At 49.9% G+C, this 23503-nt stretch carries 17 protein-coding genes; 10 read left to right on the forward strand and 7 right to left on the reverse strand.

The window, feature by feature from the left end:
• The 3 genes from VE954_RS32445 to VE954_RS32455 all read left to right on the forward strand — a co-directional run.
• A partial coding sequence (locus VE954_RS32445) for a hypothetical protein (RefSeq protein WP_324960850.1) occupies window positions 1-741 on the forward strand: 741 nt, incomplete at its 5' end.
• Entirely contained in the window at window positions 738-1595 is an 858-nt protein-coding gene (locus VE954_RS32450; RefSeq protein WP_324960852.1) for a hypothetical protein, read from the forward strand. The genes VE954_RS32445 and VE954_RS32450, both read left to right, overlap by 4 nt.
• 690 nt (window positions 1596-2285) lie before the next feature.
• Window positions 2286-3962 carry a carbohydrate-binding domain-containing protein gene (locus VE954_RS32455; RefSeq protein ID WP_324960854.1) on the forward strand — a complete coding sequence of 559 codons (1677 nt, stop codon included), beginning with the start codon at window positions 2286-2288 and terminating at the stop codon, window positions 3960-3962.
• Window positions 3963-4068: 106 nt separating this feature from the next.
• Here the strand turns inward: VE954_RS32455 and VE954_RS32460 are convergent, their stop codons facing one another.
• On the reverse strand, window positions 4069-5094 hold the full coding sequence (locus tag VE954_RS32460) for a hypothetical protein (RefSeq protein ID WP_324960856.1): 1026 nt from the start codon (window positions 5092-5094) through the stop codon (window positions 4069-4071).
• Window positions 5095-5625: 531 nt separating this feature from the next.
• Window positions 5626-6345, reverse strand: coding sequence for a hypothetical protein (locus tag VE954_RS32465; RefSeq protein ID WP_324960858.1), 720 nt, complete (start codon window positions 6343-6345; stop codon window positions 5626-5628).
• Between the two features lie 701 nt (window positions 6346-7046).
• Between VE954_RS32465 and VE954_RS32470 the strand changes: the two genes are divergently transcribed.
• Together VE954_RS32470 and VE954_RS32475 are read left to right on the forward strand one after the other, a co-directional pair.
• A protein-coding gene (locus VE954_RS32470; RefSeq protein WP_324960860.1) for an IS5 family transposase occupies window positions 7047-7855 on the forward strand; the annotation gives its coding sequence in 2 pieces (ribosomal slippage) (window positions 7047-7650 and window positions 7650-7855; 810 coding nt in all).
• A 53-nt stretch (window positions 7856-7908) separates the two neighbouring features.
• Window positions 7909-10620, forward strand: coding sequence for a G8 domain-containing protein (locus VE954_RS32475; RefSeq protein WP_324960862.1), 2712 nt, complete (start codon window positions 7909-7911; stop codon window positions 10618-10620).
• Window positions 10621-10683: 63 nt separating this feature from the next.
• Here the strand turns inward: VE954_RS32475 and VE954_RS32480 are convergent, their stop codons facing one another.
• Window positions 10684-11475 (reverse strand): hypothetical protein, encoded by a 792-nt coding sequence (locus VE954_RS32480; RefSeq protein WP_324960864.1) that lies wholly within the window; start codon window positions 11473-11475, stop codon window positions 10684-10686.
• 313 nt (window positions 11476-11788) lie between these two features.
• On the opposite strand from VE954_RS32480, the gene VE954_RS32485 reads away from it, so the two are divergent.
• The 5 genes from VE954_RS32485 (at window position 11789) to VE954_RS32505 (ending at window position 18594) form a co-directional block, all read left to right on the forward strand.
• Window positions 11789-14515 carry a tetratricopeptide repeat protein gene (locus VE954_RS32485; RefSeq protein WP_324960866.1) on the forward strand — a complete coding sequence of 909 codons (2727 nt, stop codon included), beginning with the start codon at window positions 11789-11791 and terminating at the stop codon, window positions 14513-14515.
• A gap of 136 nt (window positions 14516-14651) precedes the next feature.
• Window positions 14652-16625 (forward strand): hypothetical protein, encoded by a 1974-nt coding sequence (locus tag VE954_RS32490; RefSeq protein WP_324960868.1) that lies wholly within the window; start codon window positions 14652-14654, stop codon window positions 16623-16625.
• Between the two features lie 85 nt (window positions 16626-16710).
• Window positions 16711-17238 (forward strand): hypothetical protein, encoded by a 528-nt coding sequence (locus VE954_RS32495; protein WP_324960870.1) that lies wholly within the window; start codon window positions 16711-16713, stop codon window positions 17236-17238.
• Between the two features lie 126 nt (window positions 17239-17364).
• Window positions 17365-17931 (forward strand): hypothetical protein, encoded by a 567-nt coding sequence (locus VE954_RS32500; protein WP_324960872.1) that lies wholly within the window; start codon window positions 17365-17367, stop codon window positions 17929-17931.
• A gap of 72 nt (window positions 17932-18003) precedes the next feature.
• Complete coding sequence (locus VE954_RS32505) at window positions 18004-18594, forward strand: hypothetical protein (protein WP_324960874.1); 591 nt, start codon at window positions 18004-18006, stop codon at window positions 18592-18594.
• A 50-nt stretch (window positions 18595-18644) separates the two neighbouring features.
• Here VE954_RS32505 and VE954_RS32510 read toward each other — a convergent pair whose 3' ends face one another.
• Genes VE954_RS32510 through VE954_RS32525 form a run of 4 tightly spaced genes read right to left on the reverse strand, consistent with a single transcriptional unit; the run spans window position 18645 to window position 23456 of the window.
• Window positions 18645-20369 carry a hypothetical protein gene (locus VE954_RS32510; RefSeq protein WP_324960876.1) on the reverse strand — a complete coding sequence of 575 codons (1725 nt, stop codon included), beginning with the start codon at window positions 20367-20369 and terminating at the stop codon, window positions 18645-18647.
• 17 nt (window positions 20370-20386) lie between these two features.
• Complete coding sequence (locus VE954_RS32515; RefSeq protein WP_324960878.1) at window positions 20387-21391, reverse strand: hypothetical protein; 1005 nt, start codon at window positions 21389-21391, stop codon at window positions 20387-20389.
• Window positions 21388-22038, reverse strand: a complete 651-nt coding sequence (locus VE954_RS32520; RefSeq protein WP_324960880.1) for a hypothetical protein — start codon at window positions 22036-22038, stop codon at window positions 21388-21390. Before VE954_RS32520 ends, VE954_RS32515 begins: the two co-directional genes overlap by 4 nt.
• A gap of 23 nt (window positions 22039-22061) precedes the next feature.
• Window positions 22062-23456, reverse strand: coding sequence for a hypothetical protein (locus VE954_RS32525; RefSeq protein ID WP_324960882.1), 1395 nt, complete (start codon window positions 23454-23456; stop codon window positions 22062-22064).
• Window positions 23457-23503: the final 47 nt, after the last annotated feature.

Here is a 23503-nt window from a genome sequence, read left to right on the forward strand (position 1 = left end):
ACTGCCGATTGGAATGAAACCAACCATTTGATCGATGGCGGGGGGAAAGGTTTAATTTGCAGCAACCAGGAGCTGATTGCCGAGGCTCTCCAGCAGGCATCAGGCCTTTTACCTTCACAGTATTATGCCGCAAATCCTACCGCTTTTAATACAACATACGGAAATAACTATCATTTCTTCCGGTACTTCGCCTACCTGGCGCCGAGTTGCGAACGCCAACTGCTCGGCACCCGTGATAACTGCGGGTGTTTTGAAGCAAGCACCTTAATTCGTATGGCCGATGGCACGGATCGTCCCGTGAGTTCCATAAGGCAGGGTGATTTGGTATGGAACCCCCGTTTGCAAAAAGTGTCACGTGTTGCCAGAGTGATCGCAGGGCCGGAAAAATTCCCCCTTCTCCGCGTGATCACCAATTACGGAGCGGTCGAGGTTACTGGCGAACACCCATTTCTGACTTCGACTGGTTTGCGCAAAGCTCACCAGTTGCTTAAAGATGAAACAATTATCAATGGCAGCCGACATGAAATCGTGCTGGAAATTGTTTCCAAAATGCCTGAGACATCAGCAGAGCTGCCGACGGTTTGGAATTTAAGTCTCGAGGGCTCGGACCTCCAGGATGACGAGCACTACATTCTTGCAAATGGCATCATGACAGGAGACCTGCACCTGCAGGAACAACTCGGAAGCCGACTCCAAGGGCGCAACATCCTTGCAACTGACGGACGAGATGAAAAGAAATGAAGCTCACGACGCCTCAGATAGGTTTGATTGTTATCGCCATACTTCTGGCTTTGGGGATTTGGAGCAAAAAGACGAAGGCCCCGAGCATGATTTCAGCCTCAACTCCCGTAGTGATGCCAGCTCGCACCTTAAAGTCGAGCCCTGCGGCCAAAGTTCAGTCCAGCCAGGATCAGCTCAAGCAGCAGCATAATCTCTTAATAACCCAAAAAATACGGCCCGTAATAATGTCAAAGTCTGGCAAGGTCGATAAACTTTCGGTTGGCTTCGACGCCCGCGCGCTTTGGTGCAAAACCGGAGATCTCGATACCCTTAAAGCCATTGCTCCTGGCCTCAATAAGCAGGCCTTTCAGGTAACCCTGGAGAGTCATGGAGGCGACGAGACTGCACAAGCTGTCCGCCTGAGCCTTAACGATATAACAAGTGAAAGATCGTATGATTTTAATCTGCCTCCGGTCGAGGGTAACCAGATTTTAAGTGTCTCGCTCTGCCTCGCATCTGGCGGGCAGAGTTGTCAGGAACATGATGCCTGGGATCCCCAAGAGCCATTAAGTCGCCTGGAGAACAGGAACCTGCTCTTTTATTCGCAGTTTCTGCTGCGGACATCAGATGGAATTTATCTCATATCCAGTGAGAGATGGGACGAGAACTCTGTCGCGGGGATCAAGAAGGCTTTAAAAGGTCTGGATCGCGAAAGTCTGCTTGCTTTGACCAAGGGATTTTCGAAGATCCGCACTATCAAGCCTATGCCTGCGATTCTGAGTGCAAGAGGCCTGCTTCTGCCGTTGAGTTACAATGATCCCCGCTGTCTGACCCATCAGACTCAATCAAACAAAGCTAGCAATTCTGCAAAATAATTTTTATACGCCAACCAGCGCGAGCGTCACACGCGCCTCCACCTCCATTGTCCTTACCCGTATTCCATAATTGTTTGCCTTTCAGCAACCCCAGAAATGCGGTAGGCACAGGTCATTTCCTGCTTTGCTTATGGACCTTGAATGCTGTGGTCGAGGAAAAAGATTCCAGAATACAGATCATCAGCGAGCTTCACGGCCTTGCTCACCTTGTAACAGTATTGTTGCACGCTGGCTAAAGCTTCGCCAAAAATCCTGAATAAAGCGCACCGGCGTTGGTTGCAGTTAAATGCCTCAATGCTGGATATGAAATATTGCGCTGGGATGAAGGTCCGAAGTTACTTACATGGAGAGGTGCTAAAATTTAAAGCGAAATAACTGCATTGTGTCTGATAGAGCCGACATAAATTTAGGGATTTGATGAGTATGTAAAAAATCTCTCTTAACAAAAATTCTCTGACCTAAACTTACTTGACTTAACTTCTGTTTGTATTTTATCTGTGGCTACCTAATTGTTGCTGAAGAAGAATGAAGAAGAGGATGTGAATAACTATGAAGATAGCTAAAAAATCGCGCTTTCCATCAGTTCGTCCGACGATATTTGTTGCTGCATTCCTGGGCTCCGTTGTCATCGGGTGCGGTCAGGGTCATGAGTCAAATGACCAAACAGTCCTAGAGGAAGAGTCTTCTGCTGTGTTGACTCAATCGCCCGATATGGGCTTGGACGAAGCTGGTGTAGCGGCTCAGAGAGCTAATAATTTCAAAGTTTACCATGTGAGTGTTAATGGTAGTGACAAGAACGATGGTCTTGCTTCAACTCGACCATTCAAAACCATTCAAAAAGCTGCAAATCTCACCAAGCCAGGCGATACTGTCCTGATCATGAACGGTACGTATACCAACTCATGCTATGGTTGCGACATATTGAATATCGAGCGATCAGGAACGGCTTCGGCGTGGATCACCTATAAAGCCTATCCGGGCCACAAGCCGAAGTTGCAGTTGAAAGACGGATGGAATGCTATTAAAGTCCAGGGAGCATCCTACTTTACCATCGAAGGTCTTGAAATAGAAGGCAACGCTGCTTCGGTGAGCCGTGAGTACGCTCTCTCTCAAGCCAAGAACACCAATAATCCCAGGACCGCGGGTAACTGCATTTTTGTGAAAGCGAAGGAATCCGGTTCGAGCGCCGTGTTTCCTCACCATTATATTATCCGTAAGAACAAGGTCCATCACTGCGGAGGTGGCGGCATTGTAGCCGAGCGTTCAGACTATGTAACTATTGAAGACAATGAAGTTTATTCGAACGCCTGGTGGTCGGTTTATGGTTGTAGCGGTATTTCCTTGTTCCATCCCGTGGATATCGACAGCAACCGTGGATACAAGAACTTCATTCGCCGCAATAAGACTTACGACAATCGGATGTATATCAAATGGCTCGCGGTTGATGACATAACCGACGGAAACGGTATTATCGTCGATGATACCCAGAACACGCAGATTAAAAAGCCCGCTTACCGAGGCCGCACACTGGTCGAAAACAATCTCACCTACTTGAACGGTGGGTCGGGCATTCATGCATATAAGAGTCGTCATGTCGATATCATCAATAATACGTCCTATATGAATGGCGTCAGTGCGGAATTGCAGGGTGAAATATACTCGAATGGCAGTGATGACGTCAAAATCCTGAATAACATCATGTATGCGCGGACGGGCGAAGAGGTGAATCACAAGTGGGGTTCCACGAACTACGTGAATGATTACAACATCTATTTCAATACCACTAAGATTCCTGTGAAAGGCCCGAACGATATTGTAGCCGACCCACTCTTTGTCGATGTGAGCAAGCGTGACTTCCGTCTTCGTGCGGGCTCGCCGGCGATTGACAGCGGTACGAGCTCAATTTTTGCGGCAGTTGACCTGAATGGTGCCGGACGTGCTGGCCCGTCCGTTGATAGGGGATCCTACGAACAACAGAAAATTCCGGTTGTGCTGACTACGCTGGAAGCTGAGAAGCTGGCTCCGAAGTCGGGTGAACTGCATTGGGACGGCAATGCCTGGATTTTTTACACCAATGCGACCATGGAAAGTTCTGTGAATTTTCCCAGCTCTGGAACGTATGTGTTTGATATCTCGGCAGCCGGGCGATTGGCTGAAGGCGCTGCGCCTATCCTCGAAGTCAAGGTTGACGGTGTGAGCGCGGGAAGCGTCAGCGTGACAAATCGAGACTTCAGCACTTACAGCCTGAATGTTCCAGTTACGGCAGGTACAAGAAAGGTCAGCATCAGTTTCGTGAACGACATCTATGATCCAGCCAAAGCGCAAGATAGAAACGTGTTTATTGATAAGATCACGATCAAGCGTTGATCCTGATTATATCTATCTCCGTAATAGGCGCTGTTCAAGTAACAGCGCCTTTCTTGCGTTTGGAGACGAGCAAGACCTGGAATCACCAAGCACGTCGAGCCAGCCTTCAATTGCCGCCATCTGATTGAGTCTTTGCAGTTGCAGTTGCCGATACAGATGCGGTTGCAGCATCGGCGTTAGCGTCAGCCTTGGCTTTGTCAGCTTCAGCACGCGCCTCGGCTGCTTCTGCCTTGGCTTTTTGTACCTCTGCTTCCAGTTCCTTGTTCTTGGATTCCAGCTGCCTGTTTCTCACCTTCACGGCATTTAACTCAGCCTGCAGCGCTACAACGCTGGCCTTGGCCACACTCAGGTCCACTTTGGTTTTGCCAAGATCCTCGGTAGTTTTTGCATGAATTGTCTTCAGCTCGTTATACGCGGCTTTGAGCTTCTCAAGGTCTCTTTCCAGCTGCTTGATTCGAGAATTGGCAGCACTCAGGTGCTTTTTCAACTCTCCATTCTTCGCCTGTAACTGGTTCGCCTTGTCCTGTAATTTGCGATTGAACTCCTGCTGAGCAACCAGAGCGGCGGTCATTTTCGTGTTGGCAGCCTCCATTGTGTCGAGCCTGGCCACCTGAGCACCATAAACGTCCCGGGTCTTCTGGATTTCATCAGCCAGTTTTCTGGCCAAGGCTGCTTCCCCTTGTTTGGAGGTTTCAAGGAGCTGCTTTAACGATGAGACATTGAACTCCAGCTTTTTGTTCCTGGTTTCCAGATTGGTTATTTTTTGCTGGGTTGCTTTCTGCTCATCAGGAGTGGGAGCTTTGTCCAACTCAACCTTCAGTTTGGCCACTTCAGCCACGCTTGACGCCAAGGCCTGTTCTTGAGTGTCCAACTTGGCTTCATATGCAATTTTCACCTCGGTACCCGTACTATTCAGAACCTCAATATGGGCCTCCAGCTGACTTGCCTTCTCATTGTTGACGTCCAATTCATCGGCAATCTTTGAACGCTCATCGCTCAGCCTGTCCACTTCCAGGGCAAGCTTTTCATTGTCGGCGACAACCTTCTCAACTTCTTCCGTCAATACGTTCGTCCTGCCGGACCCACAAGCTGAGGTAAGAACAAGTGAAAGAATGATCAACTTATATTTCATAGGCCCTCCAGACTATCTTTGCATGGAGCCAGAGCTTCCTCGTCACCTTCTTACAATTTCTGGCCCACATGCATTATGCAGCCATTCCATTGATTTATAGCTTCAAACTCCTCGTTTGGAATCAACAGGTACCCTATGCTCCTTGGGTCAAAGGTGCATCCTAAGTCTTTGAAACTAAACGAAACTTAGGACGGTTGTTAGGTTCGAAAGGGTGTTTCTTGGTCGATAAGTGATCATAGGATCGTATAACATACTGATATGTAATGGATGTTCGCCAGGTCTTGAGTGAATTCATCGACAGACGGGTTGAAGGACGGCAGCTTATTTGAGTCGTAAGCCATTTCTCAAAATGGAAAAGGGGGACTCCTCGTGAGAGAAGTCCCCGTATGACATGAGCACACACAACCTCTAGGCTTTGCAGCTTTTGCTTCGGGGGGGCCGACGCCGCACTCGCCTTGGACTTTGGGAATTAACGCGATCAAAATCTGCGTGATATGGATGGCCTCCTCAACGAGGCCTCCGTTTTATAGATTACTTGAACAGGGCCATAAACGCTGATCCTTCATTTGCACCCTGAGTGCTCGGAGCAATTTTTTGCACGGATCCGTTCTCGAACACATTCTGCACGATCTTCATGTCAACAGCCTTTGCTGCCCCGCCCTGAGCGCTGTACTGATAAACGGGAGTTGAAACCTCGATCATCTTAATTTCTTTGCCATTAGACCTCTGGGTGGTCTTCACAGCAGCCGTGATACTCATGGTTTTTTGTCCAGCATTCGTGTTGACGGTGCAGGTTCCTTTGGCGATGCCTTGGATTGGTGTCCCAATCTTGACATTGCTGATAGCGCTGGTGTCGGCTGTTACGTATTGGATCTTTGCACCTGCAGCCGGAGCGTTGGTCGCCGAGTTCACGTTTTTGAGGCTTATGACAGATCCGATGTCTTTATAAATGCTGGCGTCGCATACATTATCGAACTTGCCATTGCAGAAGAAGCCGGATTTCACTTCCCCGATCTGGATGCCCTTGAAATTAATGGCGTCGCCTGCCACTGTTGGCGCCTCGTGCTGCCATGCCAGCACTTTCGTGCCTTCTGCAAGATAGAGTTTATTTCCGTCCAGGGCGAACGCGAGTGATGCGATGGAGCTCTGGACAAAAAGTGCTTTCACACCGCTTTCTTCGCCTTCGATTTCACTACGGCATCCGATTGAAGCCAGGAGCGCAACGAATACAACTGCTTTAGTGAATCCCATGCTGTTCTCCTGCGAGCTTTGATTTGATATTTCACCTCAAGCAACCTTTGGTCCAAGTTCGTGTCCCAGCTTCCAATGCCGATCTGTTGCCTCCGTATGCCATGGAATTTTCATTCAATATCGTGGTTAGACCGTCCAGCGCATTGTTCTTCTGATAAGGATGCACTCCTTGCCAGGTCGCATGGTGTTTTGCAAGTTAACCTATAAGGTCAGAGGTTTAAATATTTTCGAACGCCGTTTTCTTTCGAAGTTTCACTGTCAATCGAAGGCTGCTTACGACATATACGTGAATTTGCAAATAAAAACTGGTTCATTGCCGCGGAAACATCAGGCTCGGTGTCAAGAGCTGTTCAGACTTCCAGCGATCCGCTGCCAACGATTCTTAAAAACTCACTGTGTACTCTTCCAAAGTACAGCATGGCTAACTTACTTCATTGTTGTTGGCTGGAGATTGAAGTCAGGCATCGGCCGCGTGTTTGTAAATTTGAATTAAATGTGAAATCTTCGACGGCCTTAGAATAACAAATGTGATCGTCCTTCTGCCGCTGAGTTTAATTTAGCTGAATTGTATCTGAGGTCATAAATGAACAAACTTTCGTCTGCGTTTCTCCTTAGAGCGGCTAGCAAAATTAAAATTGCAAACTGGATATAAAAGTTGAAAACTCCCATGTTGTCAGGGTAGGCACATAGGAGTTTTCCTCATGACCAAGCAGATAGTTTCAGACGAACTATGGGAATGGGTGGAACCTCTTCTCCCAAGATCCAGCCTGAAGAATCGGAATGTTCAATATGCTGGTCGCAAACGCTCTGACAACAGGAAGGTTTTTACTGGAATTGTCTTCGCACTAAAGACCGGAATTCCCTGGGAATATTTACCCGCAACCAGTGAATGGCCGTCGGGACATACATGCTTGCGAAGGTTAAAGGAATGGCATCGTGCGGGGGTTTGGGAAAAATTTTTTGCAAAACTTCTCGGTGAACTTCGGACTAAAAAGAAAATCGACTGGCGACGGGCTATAGTCGACAGCGCATCATTGCGTGCACCTCACGGTGGGCCGAAAACTGGTCCCAGTCCGGTGGACAGGCGAAAGCAAGGTAGCAAACATCACATCATGACTGATGGCAAAGGAATTCCGCTAGCAGTGATTCTGACAGCAGCCAACCGAAACGATGTAACTCAGCTGCTTCCATTGCTTGAGAAAATACCCAATATTCCTGGGAAAGTTGGCCGACCACAGCGGCGCCCGAAAAAAGTTCAAGGCGATCGAGGATATGATTCAGAGCCTCTTCGGAAGGATCTGAAAAAAAGGGGATAGAACCAGTCCTGGCGAAAAGAGGTACTCCTCACGGTAGCGGTTTGGGAAAACATCGCTGGGTAGTTGAACGGACTCTTTCATGGCTCCATCAGTTCAGGAAGTTGAAAGTCAGAGAAGAAAGAGATCCAGAGACACACGAGGCCCTCATGATGTTAGCTTGCTGCGTGATATGTCACAGATTTTTGAAACGTTAATTTTGCTAGCCGCTCTTAGTGTTTTACTGATACCAGGCTGCAGTAGCGAGCCCATGCAAAAAAGCACTCGCACTGCAATCCGCCAATCACCAGAAATGGATCAAGCCGTACCATCGCTCGTCGACGCTGCAGATGGAGAAGAAAGCCTGGTGAACATCTCTGTGCCTGCAGACGTGAGCGTGGAATCGGCTCCCGTTGGCTGTCCTCACTTGGAGGGCAGGGGGCAAATGATCGGCATTGATGAGGCAAAGAACAAGTGGCTCAAAGATGGTGTCCTGACCATCCCGAGTGAAGTAGACGTTCTTGTGCAAAGCACCTCAAGGCTTGGCGCAGGCGTCCCGGAAATTACGATTCCTAAAATAGTCGTTGGCGAAAAAAGTCGTTTGATATTCGACGACAGCCCAATCCATATGAAGGTAAAGGACATTACCGTCCACGGATCGCTTTTGATTGGCTCGCAAACGTGCCGCGTATCGTCGGATATAACTCTAGAGTTCTATCACGATGAACAAGAGAATATTCAGGAGATTTATAACCGATCCGGGAAAGGGATCGTAGTGATGGGGTCGGGTTCCCTTGATATTCATGGAAAACTCTATCACCACACGTGGAGCCGCCTTAAGGAGACTGCGGTAGCCAGTGCTACTGAAGTTGTTCTGCAAAATGATGTCAATTGGGAGCCTGGGCAGAAAGTTGTGGTTGTCACGAGTTCGATGCGGGACTATCCCTACGAAGATCAGAGCGAAGTCATGACGATTGCAGCCGTCAAAGATAAACGCGTCGTTCAATTCACGGACCGCCTGAAATTCAACCATTTTGGTGGCAAAGAGTACCAAGTGGAAGTGGGCCTGCTGAGTCGCAACGTCAAACTCATATCTTCGGCCCAACCCAAGTCCATGTTTGGTGGACACGTCATGATCATGGGACAGGGACGGGTTTCAGGTGCAGAGCTATATAAAATGGGGCAACAAAACTTTCTAGGTCGCTATCCGCTTCATTTTCATATGGCAGGCGATCTGAAGAAGAAAAATTCCTATTTGACTGACAACAGCATCTGGGAATCCAACTGGCGCTGCATTTCTGTGCATGGAAGCGACAATGGAATTATTTCCAAAAACGTGGCTTATGATGTCTTTGGCCACTGTTATTATTTGGAGGATGGAACAGAGGTGGGGAATGAATTCTCCTATAACCTCGCAGCCCGTATCAAGATAATGGGCAGCACCGATGAAAAATCCCTGAAAGAAATTGATACTCCAGGTCAGGGAGGTTTTACGCAGCCGGAAATTGATGGCGTCTTTTCGAATCCTGCTGATCGGGCGGCCTCGGGTTTCTATATTTCCAACGCCAACAATCGATTCATCGGTAACGCAGCTTCAGGAGGATTCGCAGGGTTCAGTTTCCCCAATATGCCCAAACCTATCGGCCCGAATCGAGGCAAGCCCGTTATCCCGAAGGATGTTCCTTTAAAGCACTCCAGCTTTGATGGAAACACGGCGCACACATCAGGCTATTTTTGGCACAATGGAGCCTGCATTTATTTGGGCGGCATCCTCACAGAAATTAAGGATGACAAAGGGAACTATAGACTCAACTATGTCAGTGGTCGTCCAGACTGGAGGAACCTGCGGAACGGTAACGATATCTTCACAAATACAAAAACGTTTCTCTGCGAAGCAGGTCTGGCTCACTGGGGTGGTTTCGCTGAAGTCCATAACTTCGAGTCCCATGACAGTGGCAAACTCGCCGTTTTATTCGGTGATTCCTTCCTTCACAATGCATTATTCAATGGAGAAACTCCCAATAAAGCGTTGCTGAATTTCAAACCAGCATCACGATATACTCGTGGTTTCCAATTCTACGATACGGCATCAAGGACTATCGTCAAGAATGTTACGTTCAAGAACATCAAAAAGTTAAAAAATGACACGAATATGCGGTCAAGAAATAGCTGCGCATTCTATAATATGACTCACAGCGATGAGTTTACTCCTGAGTATATGACGGTAGTTGCAGGCATAAAATACATTAACGTTGATGAGTCCCAGAAATTTTGCCATGACACCCAAAATACCCTGGCAGCCCGGAATTTCAATTTGATTGACGCTGACGGCAGTGCAACAGGAAAGGGCGCGCCGACGATAGTCGGATCAGGAGACATTGGTTTCTGGAAAATTGACAGTCGATGCACCAAGCAGACCGATTGGGGCTTGTGGCTTTGTCCTAAGGACAGCAATCGTTCAGTCGCCACCGTCCAGCTCAAGGACATAGAGCGAGGTGGGTTGGTCACTCATTTGTGGGGAGTTGGCAATAACGAAGCGGGTCGCAGCAATTATTATCCCGAGAAGTTCTTTGCCAGACAGCATATAAGCGGCCCAAGTGCCAGTGGATGGCATGTGGCGTTCAAACAAGTACCCAAGGAAATATCGGTCCAGGTTAAATCCCTTGAAGAAGGCCATTGGTTGGTGCTGTCCTTGACAATGCCAAAGTCGAAGGTCTGTTGGGTCGACGGTTGGAACAAAGCAACCGATTTTGTTGGCTTAAAGTCTGCCACAAGAAATACTTACTGGGCCGATGCGAGCAACGGAATCTGTATGGTCAAGATCATGGGTCTGCCAGGTGGTGTCGTCTTTACGAGGGAAAGCCTTTCACTGCCAGAGATTGCCAGTGATCGAAACCCTAAGTCGGGCTTTACCATTAAAACCAATTGTGAAGGGCAATCGTGCAAGGTGGAGAACGTCACTGTTCCCAAGCAATTATTGTAAGGTTTTGACGGCGGCTGGAAGCGGAGCAAACGCTGAGCGCGTTTGCTCCTTTGGTCCGTCTTTTTATTGTTCGCCTTTGGAGTTGATGAAAATTGCAAGTTCAAGACAATACTCACGCAAAATCAGGTCTGATTCAATTATCTCAGGTTGTCCGTTCTCGATAGGGTCGAAGCGAAAGACGCTTGCCTCGCAGGAGGCTAGAAAAGCTGTGTTCTGAGTTGGATCAGGCAACGTCCGGTTATTGAGAGCCGCAGCGAGGTCCACGCATCCCGGAAAAGCCGGGCCCACCATGATAGAATCCTCTTCTCTTGAAATAATAGTTACAAATTCGGTGTCGCAAGTCGATGCCAGCCTGAAAGCGTTATTCGGGGCTTTAAGTAAGTCAGATACTGATGCCTTCTTTTCCAGGCTATTGGCTGCTCCATATTTAACATGCACTTGGAGAATGCGTAGAGCATCGACTACGATCGTGTCGGTTGATCCTGAGACGGAAATATGGAATTCCGATCCTATCACTTGTTGGGCAACGGTTACCTCGGGTGTTACGTCTTCAACAGCCCAGAGCGCACCCGCACCGAGATCGGTGGGTTGGCCACGTTCATCCGTGAGGAAGCACCTCACGTTGGCAGTAGGTGTGGATTCTGTAGGAACGGTTTGCCATCGGCAAGCCAGAGGATATCCAGGCAGCCCAACAGGTTCTTCAGATAGCTTGTCAGGCTTGCCTTTGGCGCCCTCAGGATTGGCCGAATTCGCATTTTCGGATCTTGTGTGGACTCGGTCCGGAAAGTTTCCTTTGCATACCATAAGGTTAGACAAACCACTTACCAAAATAAAAGCTCGAAAGATTTGCTTCATTTCCGTAAATCTCCTGGGTCAATCTAAATGGACTTCGCCCACTAGCTGAACATTGCTTTGTCGCTTCTGGAAAGTCATACGCAAGATTCATTCCAATCATTTGAGTTTGAGGGCAAGGAAATCAGGGAGGATACCAGGCCTGGGTTGCGGCCAGGCAAAACCGCGGGAAACGCTCTCGTGTTCCTAGGGCCGCCGCTGCTTGCCGGGAACGTTAAGTCCTGTCATGCACAATGATCAGCTGCTTGCATGTTCCCGCCAATTCATACATCCTATAGTAAGCGTTTTGATCTAAACACCAAGCTGAGAGCTGACCATGCTGAAGACATGTCTGTTGATACTGGTTTTCCTGGCAACTGACATGGTCGCCCAGTCTCGCCCCGTTTCGATCGCATCGAATTTCGATGACCTCTACTTCGCGCTTCAAGATGACCCGGCAGCTATGAAGAAATGGGCAGAAGTTCAGATTCAAAAATTGGGCCCCGGGATGGATCTGGAGCGTGCGAAGATGGTCGCGACGTACGCGGCGGCCTGTCTGGAATTGCGCTGCCCTCCAGATGAGCCGTTGAATGCGCCGAAATCTTTGATGGTGGCACTTCAATCGGCCAAAAGATTCCAGGATGCCACGCTGATCATTCGTTTGGAAATACTCATTTTACGGATGGGTATGGAAAACAAAGAAACCAAGGCGGTGGAAAAGGAATACGAACGAATCCTAAGCCTGGCCAAGGATCTCGGCAGTTCGCGCCTTCAGGGCGAAGTCCTCCGTGAAATGTCGGCGCTAGTCGAACGAACCGACAACCTGCCTCTTGCCCTCCGGCAAATTCAGCAAGCACTGGTTCTGAGTACAAAGGATGCGCAGCCCGACGATCTTATAGCGATAATGATTCAGTATGACGCCGCGATTCACTTTCGTCGGGTGAATGAAACCGATCGGGCCAAGGAACTTTACCAGAACGTACTGAATTTCGCTAAAAAGCACAAAATTCGCTATTTCACGGGGACGTCGCTGCTGAATTTTGCACGTTCGAAGATTTCTTCAAATGACCCCGCCGCCATCCGGGAAGCCGATCTTTTGCTTATGGAAGCAGAAAAGCTGATGACTGGAGTGGATGTAGCTGAACCCATGGCCTACATCAATTTGAGCCGAGGCGATATCGCCTATAAGAGGAAATCTTTTGCGGAAGCTCTACGTTTCTTTGACAAAGCGCTGGTGATCTATAAACAGATCCATGCCCAGATATGGGTCGCCGATGTTCATCATTGGCGGGCCATAACTCTTTATGAGATGGGACGGTTTCCTGAGGCGCTGGATGCGGACAAGCAGGCTGAAGAAATCTTTCCTAAGAACTTCACCACCGATCATCAGCGACTTGCTTTGTCAAAAGGCAAAATCCTGCATAAGATGCGGCTTTTTGAGGAGAGCATTCAGGAGCTCTATCGTGCATTGAAGCTTAAAGATGACATGATCAAGGAATTCAGCGCTAAAAATTTGGACAGGCTTAAAGTGGAACTGCAGGTGCGAAGCAAGGAACAACAGAACGAATTGCTGAAGCTCGACAATGCATTAAAGGAAAAGGAGCTGGAACACGCCCTGTTCATTCGATGGATTGCTATAGCCCTGTTGGGACTGTCTGCCCTGTCGCTGTATCTTTTCCATAAATCCCATAGACAAGCCAGGAGACTCAACCGGGCTCAAACAGAAATCCAGAAGATCCTCGACAACATTGAAGAAGGCATCATCAGTATCAAACGTGACCGTCACGTGGAAACCAGCCTCTCACCATATATCAATGAGCTCCTGCATCTGGATGGCCTGAAAAACGGCGATTTCTTTGGCCAGGTCCTGAGCCAATTGAATATTCCACAGTATGAAAAAGATCTGGTGCCCGAGGTCATCAATACGTGCATCGGCGAAAACCGATTGACGTGGGATCTCAATAGTCATCAGCTGCCTATTGAAGCCCATATGAACGACGGCTCCTCTAGAGTTTTATCTCTGCGTTGGAAATGCATTTTCACCGACGATGACCTGGTCGACCAGATTATCCTCGTGATGCGGGATGAAACTGTCAGGAAATCCCTTGAGCTCAATCTTGTCATGGAACGTGAAGTCAACCAGCGCAGTCTGGAGCGTTTATTGGAATTGGCCGGCCAGAACCCAGCTCATTTGAACCGCTTCTTTCAAAGAGTGGATCAGAATATCGCGCAGGCAGTCAAAAACATTCTGCCTCAAAAGAAATGGGCTGAATTCATGCAAGGCGTTCATACCATCAAAGGGGAGGCCAGGACTCTGGGTCTCAAGCATCTTGCAGGATTAACCCATGCCCTGGAATCGACAATCGAACTTCTTCCAGCCCCTGGGCAGGCGCGCGAGAATTTTGCAGCGACTTTCAATGATTGGCAAAAAGAAATCACAGAATATCGCAAGCTTTGGGGGCGCCTGTATTCGGAAGACAACAGAAAACAGTCGCCTTCCTGTTCACCATTCTCAGCAGCGGTCCTGGAGATTTTGCAAGGGTTCACTCCTCAACTGAAGAATCACGGCCTGTCTTTAAAAGGGATTCATACTACCGATGACGTCATGACGATCCCGGACTCTGACCTGGATTCCATACGGACCATACTGCTGCATGCGATAGGAAACTGCATCGATCATGGTTATGCTCTCCCCATCGTCTATCGAGGCTTTCAGACTCACGATGTGCAGCTTGATATAAGCCTCCTTGAAACCAAGGATGAACTTGAACTGCTCATCAAGGATCGAGGCGCTGGTCTTGATCTGGCGGCCCTGCGACGGAAGGCCGAGCAGCGCGATATCCAGATGGCTCATATCGAGGATGTGGTATTCATGCCGGGGTTCTCCACGGCGCAGCAAGTATCGGATACAAGCGGGCGCGGCGTTGGATTAAGTGCGATAAAAGATCTGGCCGATAAACTCCAAGCCAAGGTTTCAATCCGAAATCGCGAAGAGGGTGGTTCAGTCTTACGGGTTTCATGGCGGCGTATGCGAACTGAGATTTTAGCAGCTGCGGGGGGATGAATCCGGTTCCCATGTTTCGTGCTCATTAACCACGCTTAGCAATGCATCTGCCCACCGTGTAAATCACATTGAACGACATGCGAAGAGCGTGTTAGCAAAGCAATCCCATGAACTTCTTTCACAAGGGATTGTTTTGATGGTTCCATACCCAATTCGTCGATATTCTGCGACGCGTTTAATCGCGACGACTCTTTTCCTCGCGCAGGCCGGCCTTTTTCCAAGCCATGCGTCCGCGCACATTATTAACCAGAAGGTCGACGCCATGCGTCTGACTCAGCCTTCCTCGTTGGATTTGAGCAGGGAAGATTGGACCGCCTGCTTAAGTGTGCAGGGCAACGGAAGCAATTTCCCAACCCTCATTGGTTCAGCTGTCGCCCTGCTGGAGCGTGGGGTGATACCTGTCGTTACAATGGGCGGATCATCAGCTTCCCTTGTTGCGCCGACAATTCAGGCTGTGCTCCATAACACGAGCATCCGTGCCGCGCGCGTGTTAACCGGGAGTGGACGTGAAATGACACTCAGCGAAAAGGCGGCCGTGGTTCTTTCCGCCTCGAGTGTTGTGAGCGAAAGTATTTTGTTCCTGCCGAACCTTGCAGACCTGCCTCGAACGGTACGTAATATCCTCCTATACCAGGCGGCAGTTGATAATGCTGACGCATTTGTGGGCACGCCTGATCAGGAGCTGGCACTTTTGGAAGCTATCGCTGGGCAGGGAGTCCTTGTCGCGGACTTTTTTGCGACGGCCGATTTCAGCAGCATCCTGGCTGGCAGCGAACCTGCGGCTCGAGCCGAAGCTATGCGCGAGCTATGGATGAAGCAGGCCGACCTATTGGCTGTTACGCCGCAGGATTTCATACGTGCCCTTCTACCTTTAAATGCTGAGCAGCGTGACTCAGAACTTTCAAGGTCCTTACGCATGCGCTTTTTCGGTTTGTTCCGTCGCGACACGAGTGGAGTAAAATCCGATCCGGACGTGGCGTTACAGGCCTATGAGCAGTTTCTTTTGGGTATCGAAACCCAATTGGGGAAACTGCCGCCTGAGCAGCTCGAATCGGCTTTTCTCGCGGCTCTGGCCACTCTCCGTGGGGCACCATTTGTTGGCAGCATTGCATCAACCCTGTCCAAGCCCTTTCTGCTGCCTTCACCTTCCAAAGTTTGGTCGGCCTATAATGGTAACAGCCTTGCCAAGGGAAAATCCATTCGCATGCCTCCTGGCACCATTCTGCATACGACGGGGCGCATCGCGACCACGGGTGCGAATGGTCAGCCCATTGAGCTATTGGGTCTGGAAAATTTCAGGCAGGTTTACTTCCCGGCAGACGACGTGGCGGCGGATCTGGAACTTCAACGTGATGCCCTGAACCCGGGGCGTAGCTTTATAGAAGCGTTTAGTGAAAGCAAGGGCTGGGAATCCCCACTGCCGAGGGAGCAGTTAATCGTTCTATCGTCTCGGCCGCTGGCCCAGGCTGTTAAGTTGAGTATCGCTGAACCCAACGCTTTCCGACGTGACGATATTCCTCTCGATTCTGGTGTGCTGGCTCAAGATCCAGCTCTTGCCTCTGTAGGTCGGTTGGTAACGTTTGGTGGGTGGCTCGAACATTTACCCATGACGACTCTCTCCAAAATCTCTGCCTGCCAGAATGTTGATTTGAAAGTTACAGTAGCCAATCCGACAAAGGGCCTTAAGGATTTTCAACGACGTGCCATCCGTGCCGTAATTGATGGGCCAGCAGCCTTCCAACAAACTGTCGCTGAAAGAAGCGATCCGACTTCACCCGTCAATCGTTTCATGGATTCACTCTGGCGCGTTTTTGACTATGCCCTTACCTTGGAGGGTCGACTGGGCCGCGTTAAACTGGATTTTAACTGGGATGAGCCCATTCCGGGAAACGATCCAGCGCGCGCCGAGGTTGAATCCGCCATCACGCAAAGTACGAGAAGTTTATTCCTGGCCGCCTATCAGGATTCTTTTGAGACGCTTCAGGGCATGGAACTTTTTGCGAACCGGCCGGGAGTCCTGGCCACTGATCTAGCTACGCCTCGCCTCACCCATGCCAGCACTCCGAAAGAAGTCAGCGATATCACGTCGCGACTCCTGCCAGGGAAGTGACGTTCTGGAAGATTAAGATCAGGTTGGGCTTCGGCTGCAGAAGCCCAACTTTTTACAAACCACGCCTACGAGGAGACGGATCACTGTGAAAAAAATCCATTTGACTCTTGGACTCTTGATCTTTGGTGAGTTGGCGAACGCCCAGGGTCTACCCAAGGCATGGCAGGGGATCTGGCGTGGCGATTGCCACAATCTTCGGCCAGGATCCAACACAGACGATGAAGCCAGGCCGTTTCAAATGGAACTCCAGATTGGACCTCACTCCACTCCGAATACTCTCACCTGGACAATGATTTATACTGAGAACGGTACCAAACAAAGACGACCTTATTTGCTCAAAACTATTGATGCCGCCAAGGGGCGCTTTGCCGTGGACGAGGGGCAGGGGACTTTGCTGGATACTTTCCTGGTCGGTAACGTGCTTATGAGTCATTTTGAGTTTCCAGGAAGCACACAACTTACAACACGTGATGAACTGATCGGCGATACCATCGTTTCGGATATTTATAGCTATGCTACGCGTGACCTTCGAAAGATGGGCAGTGCTTCCAACCCTTCGATAACAACACACCAATTGACGTCTTTGCAGCGTTGTCGACTGAATAGGAATTAGGCTGTGTCTGACGCTTGCCTCATCGGATCATACATTGCCGCTCCAAATTTGTGGCGGGAAAATTGCAGGCTTTGGCTTGCTGTTCAACGACAGAACAGATCAAACTTACACATACTGAGGTTTACCATGCGTTTGAGTATATACATCATGGCGCTTCCTTGCCTCGGCTGGAACATGCTCGCCGCGGCGGCCCAGGTCGAGGATCCCTTGCATGGAGTTTGGAAAAACGAATGCATTCAAACCCCTGAAGGATCCTTGCTGTCCACGCTGGAATTGGCCCAGGACAAGCTCCTTTTAGCTAAGCGGAGTTTTAGTGACGCCATCTGCCAGTCGCTAGCACTCGTTGAAACGTATCAAGGTGAAGTCAAACAAGGCCCGTTGGCCAACCATTCAACTGGCACCTACCCGCTGGATATGACATTAAGCTCGCTGACAATTGAGATTGCCACCCAGGAGCTGGCGGACAATTTTAACCAAGCACAGATCTGTGGGAACTCTGATTGGGCGGCAAAAAAACCTCAGGTTTTTACAGACTCGTGTTTGGGTTTGGTGAAAGGCGAGACGACTTACACTATAGCCAGCTTAAGCGGCAACCAGCTGAAGTTGGGTCTTCTCACAGACAGTCACGATGGGTCATCGCCGGAACGCAGGCCCATCGATCTCGATGATGGACATGTTCTGACAGCTGAGTGAGTCGATGGGCCATCTTTGGCTTGACACCCGTTCGGGAGTAGCAAGCGGTCCAGGTTGAAGGATGGAGAGCATATGATAAAAATAATGATCGTAGGTGTAGCAGCTGCAAGTCTGGTGTCATGCAATGGCCCGATCTATGATGTTAAGTCGCGACTTGATTTTGTCTGGTGTAACGATCACCTCGATGTGGCACCAAAGCGGGTCCTGGTTGCAGGTGACTGCTTGGAGATGGGCTCAATTGAGGTCGCGGTTGAGCGCTTTAAAAGGTGGGAAGGGGCACAGTCTGCACCTGACTTTTTGCAGTACACCGGAATGAAGGCCGGGTTGACGGCGGCACGTGATAAGACTCTGCGAGGAGGCGAACTTACGTGTACCAATCAACCGTCCAAGACCCGGGAGGCGCCACCTTTTACTTTTTATCTGGAGCTTTACCGCGGTGCCACTACCGACGGGCGTGATCCTGGAGCTCAAGAGCACTTTTATCGATGTCATGCGGGTTCGAATCAAACGCTGGGGCAAAGCTATAGCTGCGATGCCGTGGTCTCCATTGAAAACCGTAGTGAGAACGGGGATGCAACCGCAGCAGTTGTTTTACCGATAGCAGACGACGCAGCCCTGGCCAAACAGCATCAATGCCAGATCACGGTGCAACGGCTTGAATAACCAATGCTGCCCAGTTCTAAATGAAACCGAAACAGCATTTTTTCAATCGTTTAACCTCCCCGTCGCAGATGCGCAAAACCTATGGCGGAGGAGGTGCCAATTCCTTTGATTGTATAGAGAGAGATACCAGTCGCGGAGCTATTCACGCAGCTTATCGTTATAGGCTGCGCCTTGTTGCAGTCATTCAGGTAGAGGCGACCGAGCTTCTCATGGAGACGAAGTCTGGTCGCCTCATCCTTCTGGGCCGCAAAAACGGCAAGCGCAGTCCCTTTAAATAAAGCTACGTAGAGCTCCATGGCCCTGTCCCAGGAGCCATGAGTATTAAGAAGCGCTGCTGAAGCCTCTGTTGGGTTGTAACCCTGTCGAGGATTGAAAAACTCCAGATCCTGGATATCAGGATCAATAAGCTCTCTCAAAACCGTTTGCTTAAATAGAGAAGCTGCATCAAAACTTGCGGGAACAGATATCGATTCCATGAGCAAGCGTAGCAGAGGCGTATTCGGATACTGTGTGCTGTGATAATTCAAGAGGCCAGCCTCGATCCTGCTCGTCACATGCTGGAAAATATTGCGCATGTAATGGGCTCGACAGTGACGACGGGCCTCCGCCGGGGTGGTGCTTGCAGGCACCCACCCGACAGCCTGAAAGTTGGCGACTTTTAAAGTGTCTTCGGGATGAAATTGACAAATATCCAGCGCGAAAGCGCTAATGGGGGCAAGATGACGTCGGGGGGATGTCGGCAACGCGACGCGCGCTTCAGCCAAACTCAGGTTGCTGGTGGTAAACCGAAGAGATGGCCAGAGGCCAAGCGCTTGCTTCGCCACAGTATCACTGCAGTGAGAAAGCTGGTTGAGAGGTGCGAGGAGATGATTGGGAACGTCTTCGCGATCAAAAAGCGGCAAAAGACAGTGGCCCATGGCGCTTAACCCAGCTCCTAACTCCTGACCACTCACATCACGGTCACTTTCAACCAGGATCGCGGGCAGATCCTCATCAGTCTCCATGGAAAAATCTTCAACATCGAGTTTGCCGCTCAGCTTGAGAGCATCGACTTCACGCGCCTGGGCCTTGAGAGAGCCAAAAAAAGATGTGAAGGGATGCGTAGCAAGAACTTGCCGACCTGCTGGTTTCGGGGCCTTCACAAGCCAGCGACGCTCATTGATGTCGAAGCTTGAGTCCCTGTCACTGAGCTCGAATCCCTGCTCGTTGGCAGCTTTCAGCACGTTTTGGAAAAGTGCGTAGTCGCTATGGAAGGGGTCAAAAATCCGAGCTCCTGCAGTCGACTGCAGGACGAGGTCGAAGTGCTCGGGCTGGTCAGGTACGGAGCTGAAATTGACCGTCAAAGTCTCTTGCGTCGTCGGGGATGGCCTGGAACCGGTTGCAAAAGGCAAACTATGAGAAAACCTCGTCCCGTTCCAGCTCAGTTGCGCTTGAAGCTCACAATTCAGATTGGGCTGAAAGGGTGCCTGAAACGCAGCCTGCAAACCTTGTGTGAGGACCGCCTGCTCACATCCTTCACCCCGCAAGGTTGCTTCAAGAATGGCGCCTGGAAGATCCTTGATATCAGCATAGAGCTTTTGATCCGCGCATAAACGATAGACAATCCTGGTTTCACTGCCGCTCATCAATGTCAGGGCGGGCTCAGCAACCGGACTGAGACCGTTTTGAGTGCACGTTGGTTGATCAGGCGTCTGTTCTGAGGGCTTATCGGACCCCTCATGACATCCTATCAAAGTGGGCATAAGAAGCCATGCTATTCGACTTTTAGGTGGCATATGCGAACTCCTTGCCTTTAACGGCAGACAACCAAAGCGTTTGCAGGGTTAACCTCCAAACAGATTTGACTTAAGAGTGGAGCTTCAAAGCCCAGCCCTGGCGTGCCGTAGGAAAGCGAAGCTTTAATGGCAATTGGCAGGAGAATGGGACCCCCTTGCTCAGAGAAGGCCTGCAATCCTTCTTCATTGAGGCCCAAAATCAAATCAAATTCATTTCTGTTGTTTGGGCGGATCTGGATAGAAGCTTCCATAAACATATCCCCCGTGTCAGAGACCGAAGCCGTAATGCTTTGTATATCAGGTTTCACAATGGACCATTCCGGATGCGCAGCTTGATATTCCAGAAGAGCTTGAGCCCGTGCGGGCTTCTCCAAGGTAAGCCTGGAGTGCAATCGAGCTAAATTCTGACCCCGCAGGGCTTGCCACGACTGAAACCAGGCGTTATCAAATGTAGGATCGTCTATTTCAACTGAAGGTTTGAGGCCCTGGGTCTGGAGAATGTCAGCGATGGCTTGAAAGAGCGATCGTTTCCTTTCCGGAGTCAAGAGGCTCGCCCGCTTCTTCAACAATTCCTGCTGGTCATCCCGGATCATCTCCCAACGCTTCAAGATGCGATTGAGCTGGGCTACAATCAAAGGGTCGGCCTGCCAGGCAGCTTCCGCTTTCAGCCATGCGATATGGTCTATGGTTGTCAGATAGGTTCTGAGGACCGATTCGCTCACAAGCTCCAATGCCAGGGACCGAATTTTTTTTCCGGCGCTCAAACGCTCCTGCAGGACTTCAAGATTGAGCTCGGGTTGATCGACCGCAGCTTCAAGCACGGGTATGAGCAGAAAACTCTGGCCTTGCCTGACCCCTATGAAAGGCTTAAGAAGCTCGGCGGTCTCATAGCTGATCTTGTGTTGAACGATGCTCTCTTCAAGTTGTGGAAGCCCGGAATACTGCAAACCGAGAGCATAGGCCGGAGCGCTCGAAAGGGCCAGGATAAGGAAAGGTTTGCAGAGCCTGGTTATGAGCTTCATCGGGATTGTATCCTTTCTTGCAGAATTACCTTGATAGCGTCCATCATCACTGCAGCACAGGGCAAAGCAGAAATGAATTGGTTATCAAAAGCCATGAGTTTCCTCCAGGCTTCAGATCGTGAACCGAAATAAACCATCCCAAGCAGTTCTTCAGCATCCTCAGGCCGAAGGGCATGGGCAGGAATAAGATCCATGATGCCATCCACAATGAGGTTCTGGCTTGCATCGAGAGCGAGCGATCGGCATTGTTCCAAGCGCTGCCCCAGCGCTATCCGAATCGTTTCATTGAGCTCCTGCTGGCAAACATCGTAAGCGCGGTGATAGGCGCGCAGATAACCCATAACCCAGCCTGAGCGATAGCCCTGGTCAAAATAACTCAATGCCAAAGGGCGTTCAAGAACTGTGTTGACGTACTCTATCCAGTGTGTAACGGCCGTGCTATTGAGAGTGAGAAACGTACAATCTCTAATAAAGTATCCTTCAAAGAAGATTCCTCCGTCCATGCGGCCCAGACTCAAGCCATTTCGATAAGCCTCCAGATCGAATAGGACTGCTTCAGCTTTAATTCCAGCGTCGGGGTCTTGCTGAGCTTGAGCTGCAGACTGAAGACCGAGAAGCGTCAACCCTACGAACCATAATTTATGCATGGCTGTGCCTTTTAGGAGACGAATTAGAATGGCCCGAAATTGATCGTGCCAAAACCGGCAGCATAAGATGCCGCATCAGGACTTAGACCGAATACCCTGTATTGCTCGATGGCGACCGCAGAACTATTCACGCATTCGACGGTTATGGGTTGGGTGCGATCGCATCGACTGAAATAGAGTCCACCCAAGCTTGCTTTTATCGAGTCACGCCTATCCTCAGAGGCCGCGGTCAGGTACGCGAAGAATACGCTCTTGCTGCCAGGTGGGGGGGTGAATAGGGCATCAATCAAGTCGCTTTGAGAAGCCCATTCGCCCTTGCTTTTGAGCAAAGCCTTTCTTAACTCAGTCGCATTATAATCACGCATCGGTATAAAGAGAGGCAGTCCCTGATGGGCTGGATCCAAAAGCAATGGCAAGAGGTTCTGAAAGAGTTGATCCTGGACGTATTTTTTAGGATCAGCAGGCCCTGATACGGCCTCTTCAGATATCTCTTCTATGAAGTGATTGAGGAATTCCGAAGAGCTAGGTAACTCGGGCATATAATTTTCTAAAAAGGTTGCGAAGTTACTCTGAAGCGCTGGTATTATTTCGGTCAAGACATGAATTTTACAGAAGCGTGCTGCGTCTTGCGTTCCATGGCCCAGGTCGTAGCTCGCTGGAATCCAGCCACTATCAATGAAACTTGCGATCGCGGGTTGGGCCAGAACCGGATCTATGCTTAGGGTGCAAAAATTCGCGAAGAAGCTAAGGCTTTCCAGGTCAGGGCTGGCGGCGGGTGTTTCGGATTCGATCCTGAATGTGGTCGCCTGCATCAGCGTGAGCATGCTGGAGCTGAGGTCGTCGGAGCACAGACCGCGATTCTCTATGGCATCGGCAAGATGATGGGGAATCGCCGAGCGACCAAGCACAGGCAATGAGCATAGAATAAAACGTGAACTCAGAGTTCCAATATCCCTGCCACCTATGGACTCTGGAAAAGTGAATTTGAGCCCGGGTAGAGACGTATCCTTTTCGAGGCCTATCTTATCCAGTGTGAGTGTGCCGTTCCTCTTGAGTTCGGATAGTCCTGCGCCAAGCAAGGAAAAAGATTCCCAAAATCCGAGGTAGGGGTGCTGATCGCGGTAGACCCGTGACGTTGCGGTAGGACTGGTTACGGTATAAATGGCGAGGCTTGAGTCGAACGAAGTCTCTTCCTGCCAGTGAATTCCAAGGATTTCTGACTTTTGTTTCATGGCCAGGAAGCGAGGGTAACCGCTGTGCTGAGGTGCAAAGACCCGTGCGGCTGCGTCGGCTTTCAACTGGACTTCAACACTGCGAGAGTCCGGCGTCTTATCACTCACATCTATCTGCAAGCTCTGACCGTAAATCAGACCAGGCACTAGAAAATTCAATATTAACGACAAACTTGTGGTTTTCATGAGTCCGCTCCGCTAAGAAGGGCGGGTGCCATACACCCGCCCGATTT

This window comes from Oligoflexus sp. (assembly GCF_035638955.1).
Classification (GTDB): Bacteria; Bdellovibrionota_B; Oligoflexia; order Oligoflexales; family Oligoflexaceae; genus Oligoflexus.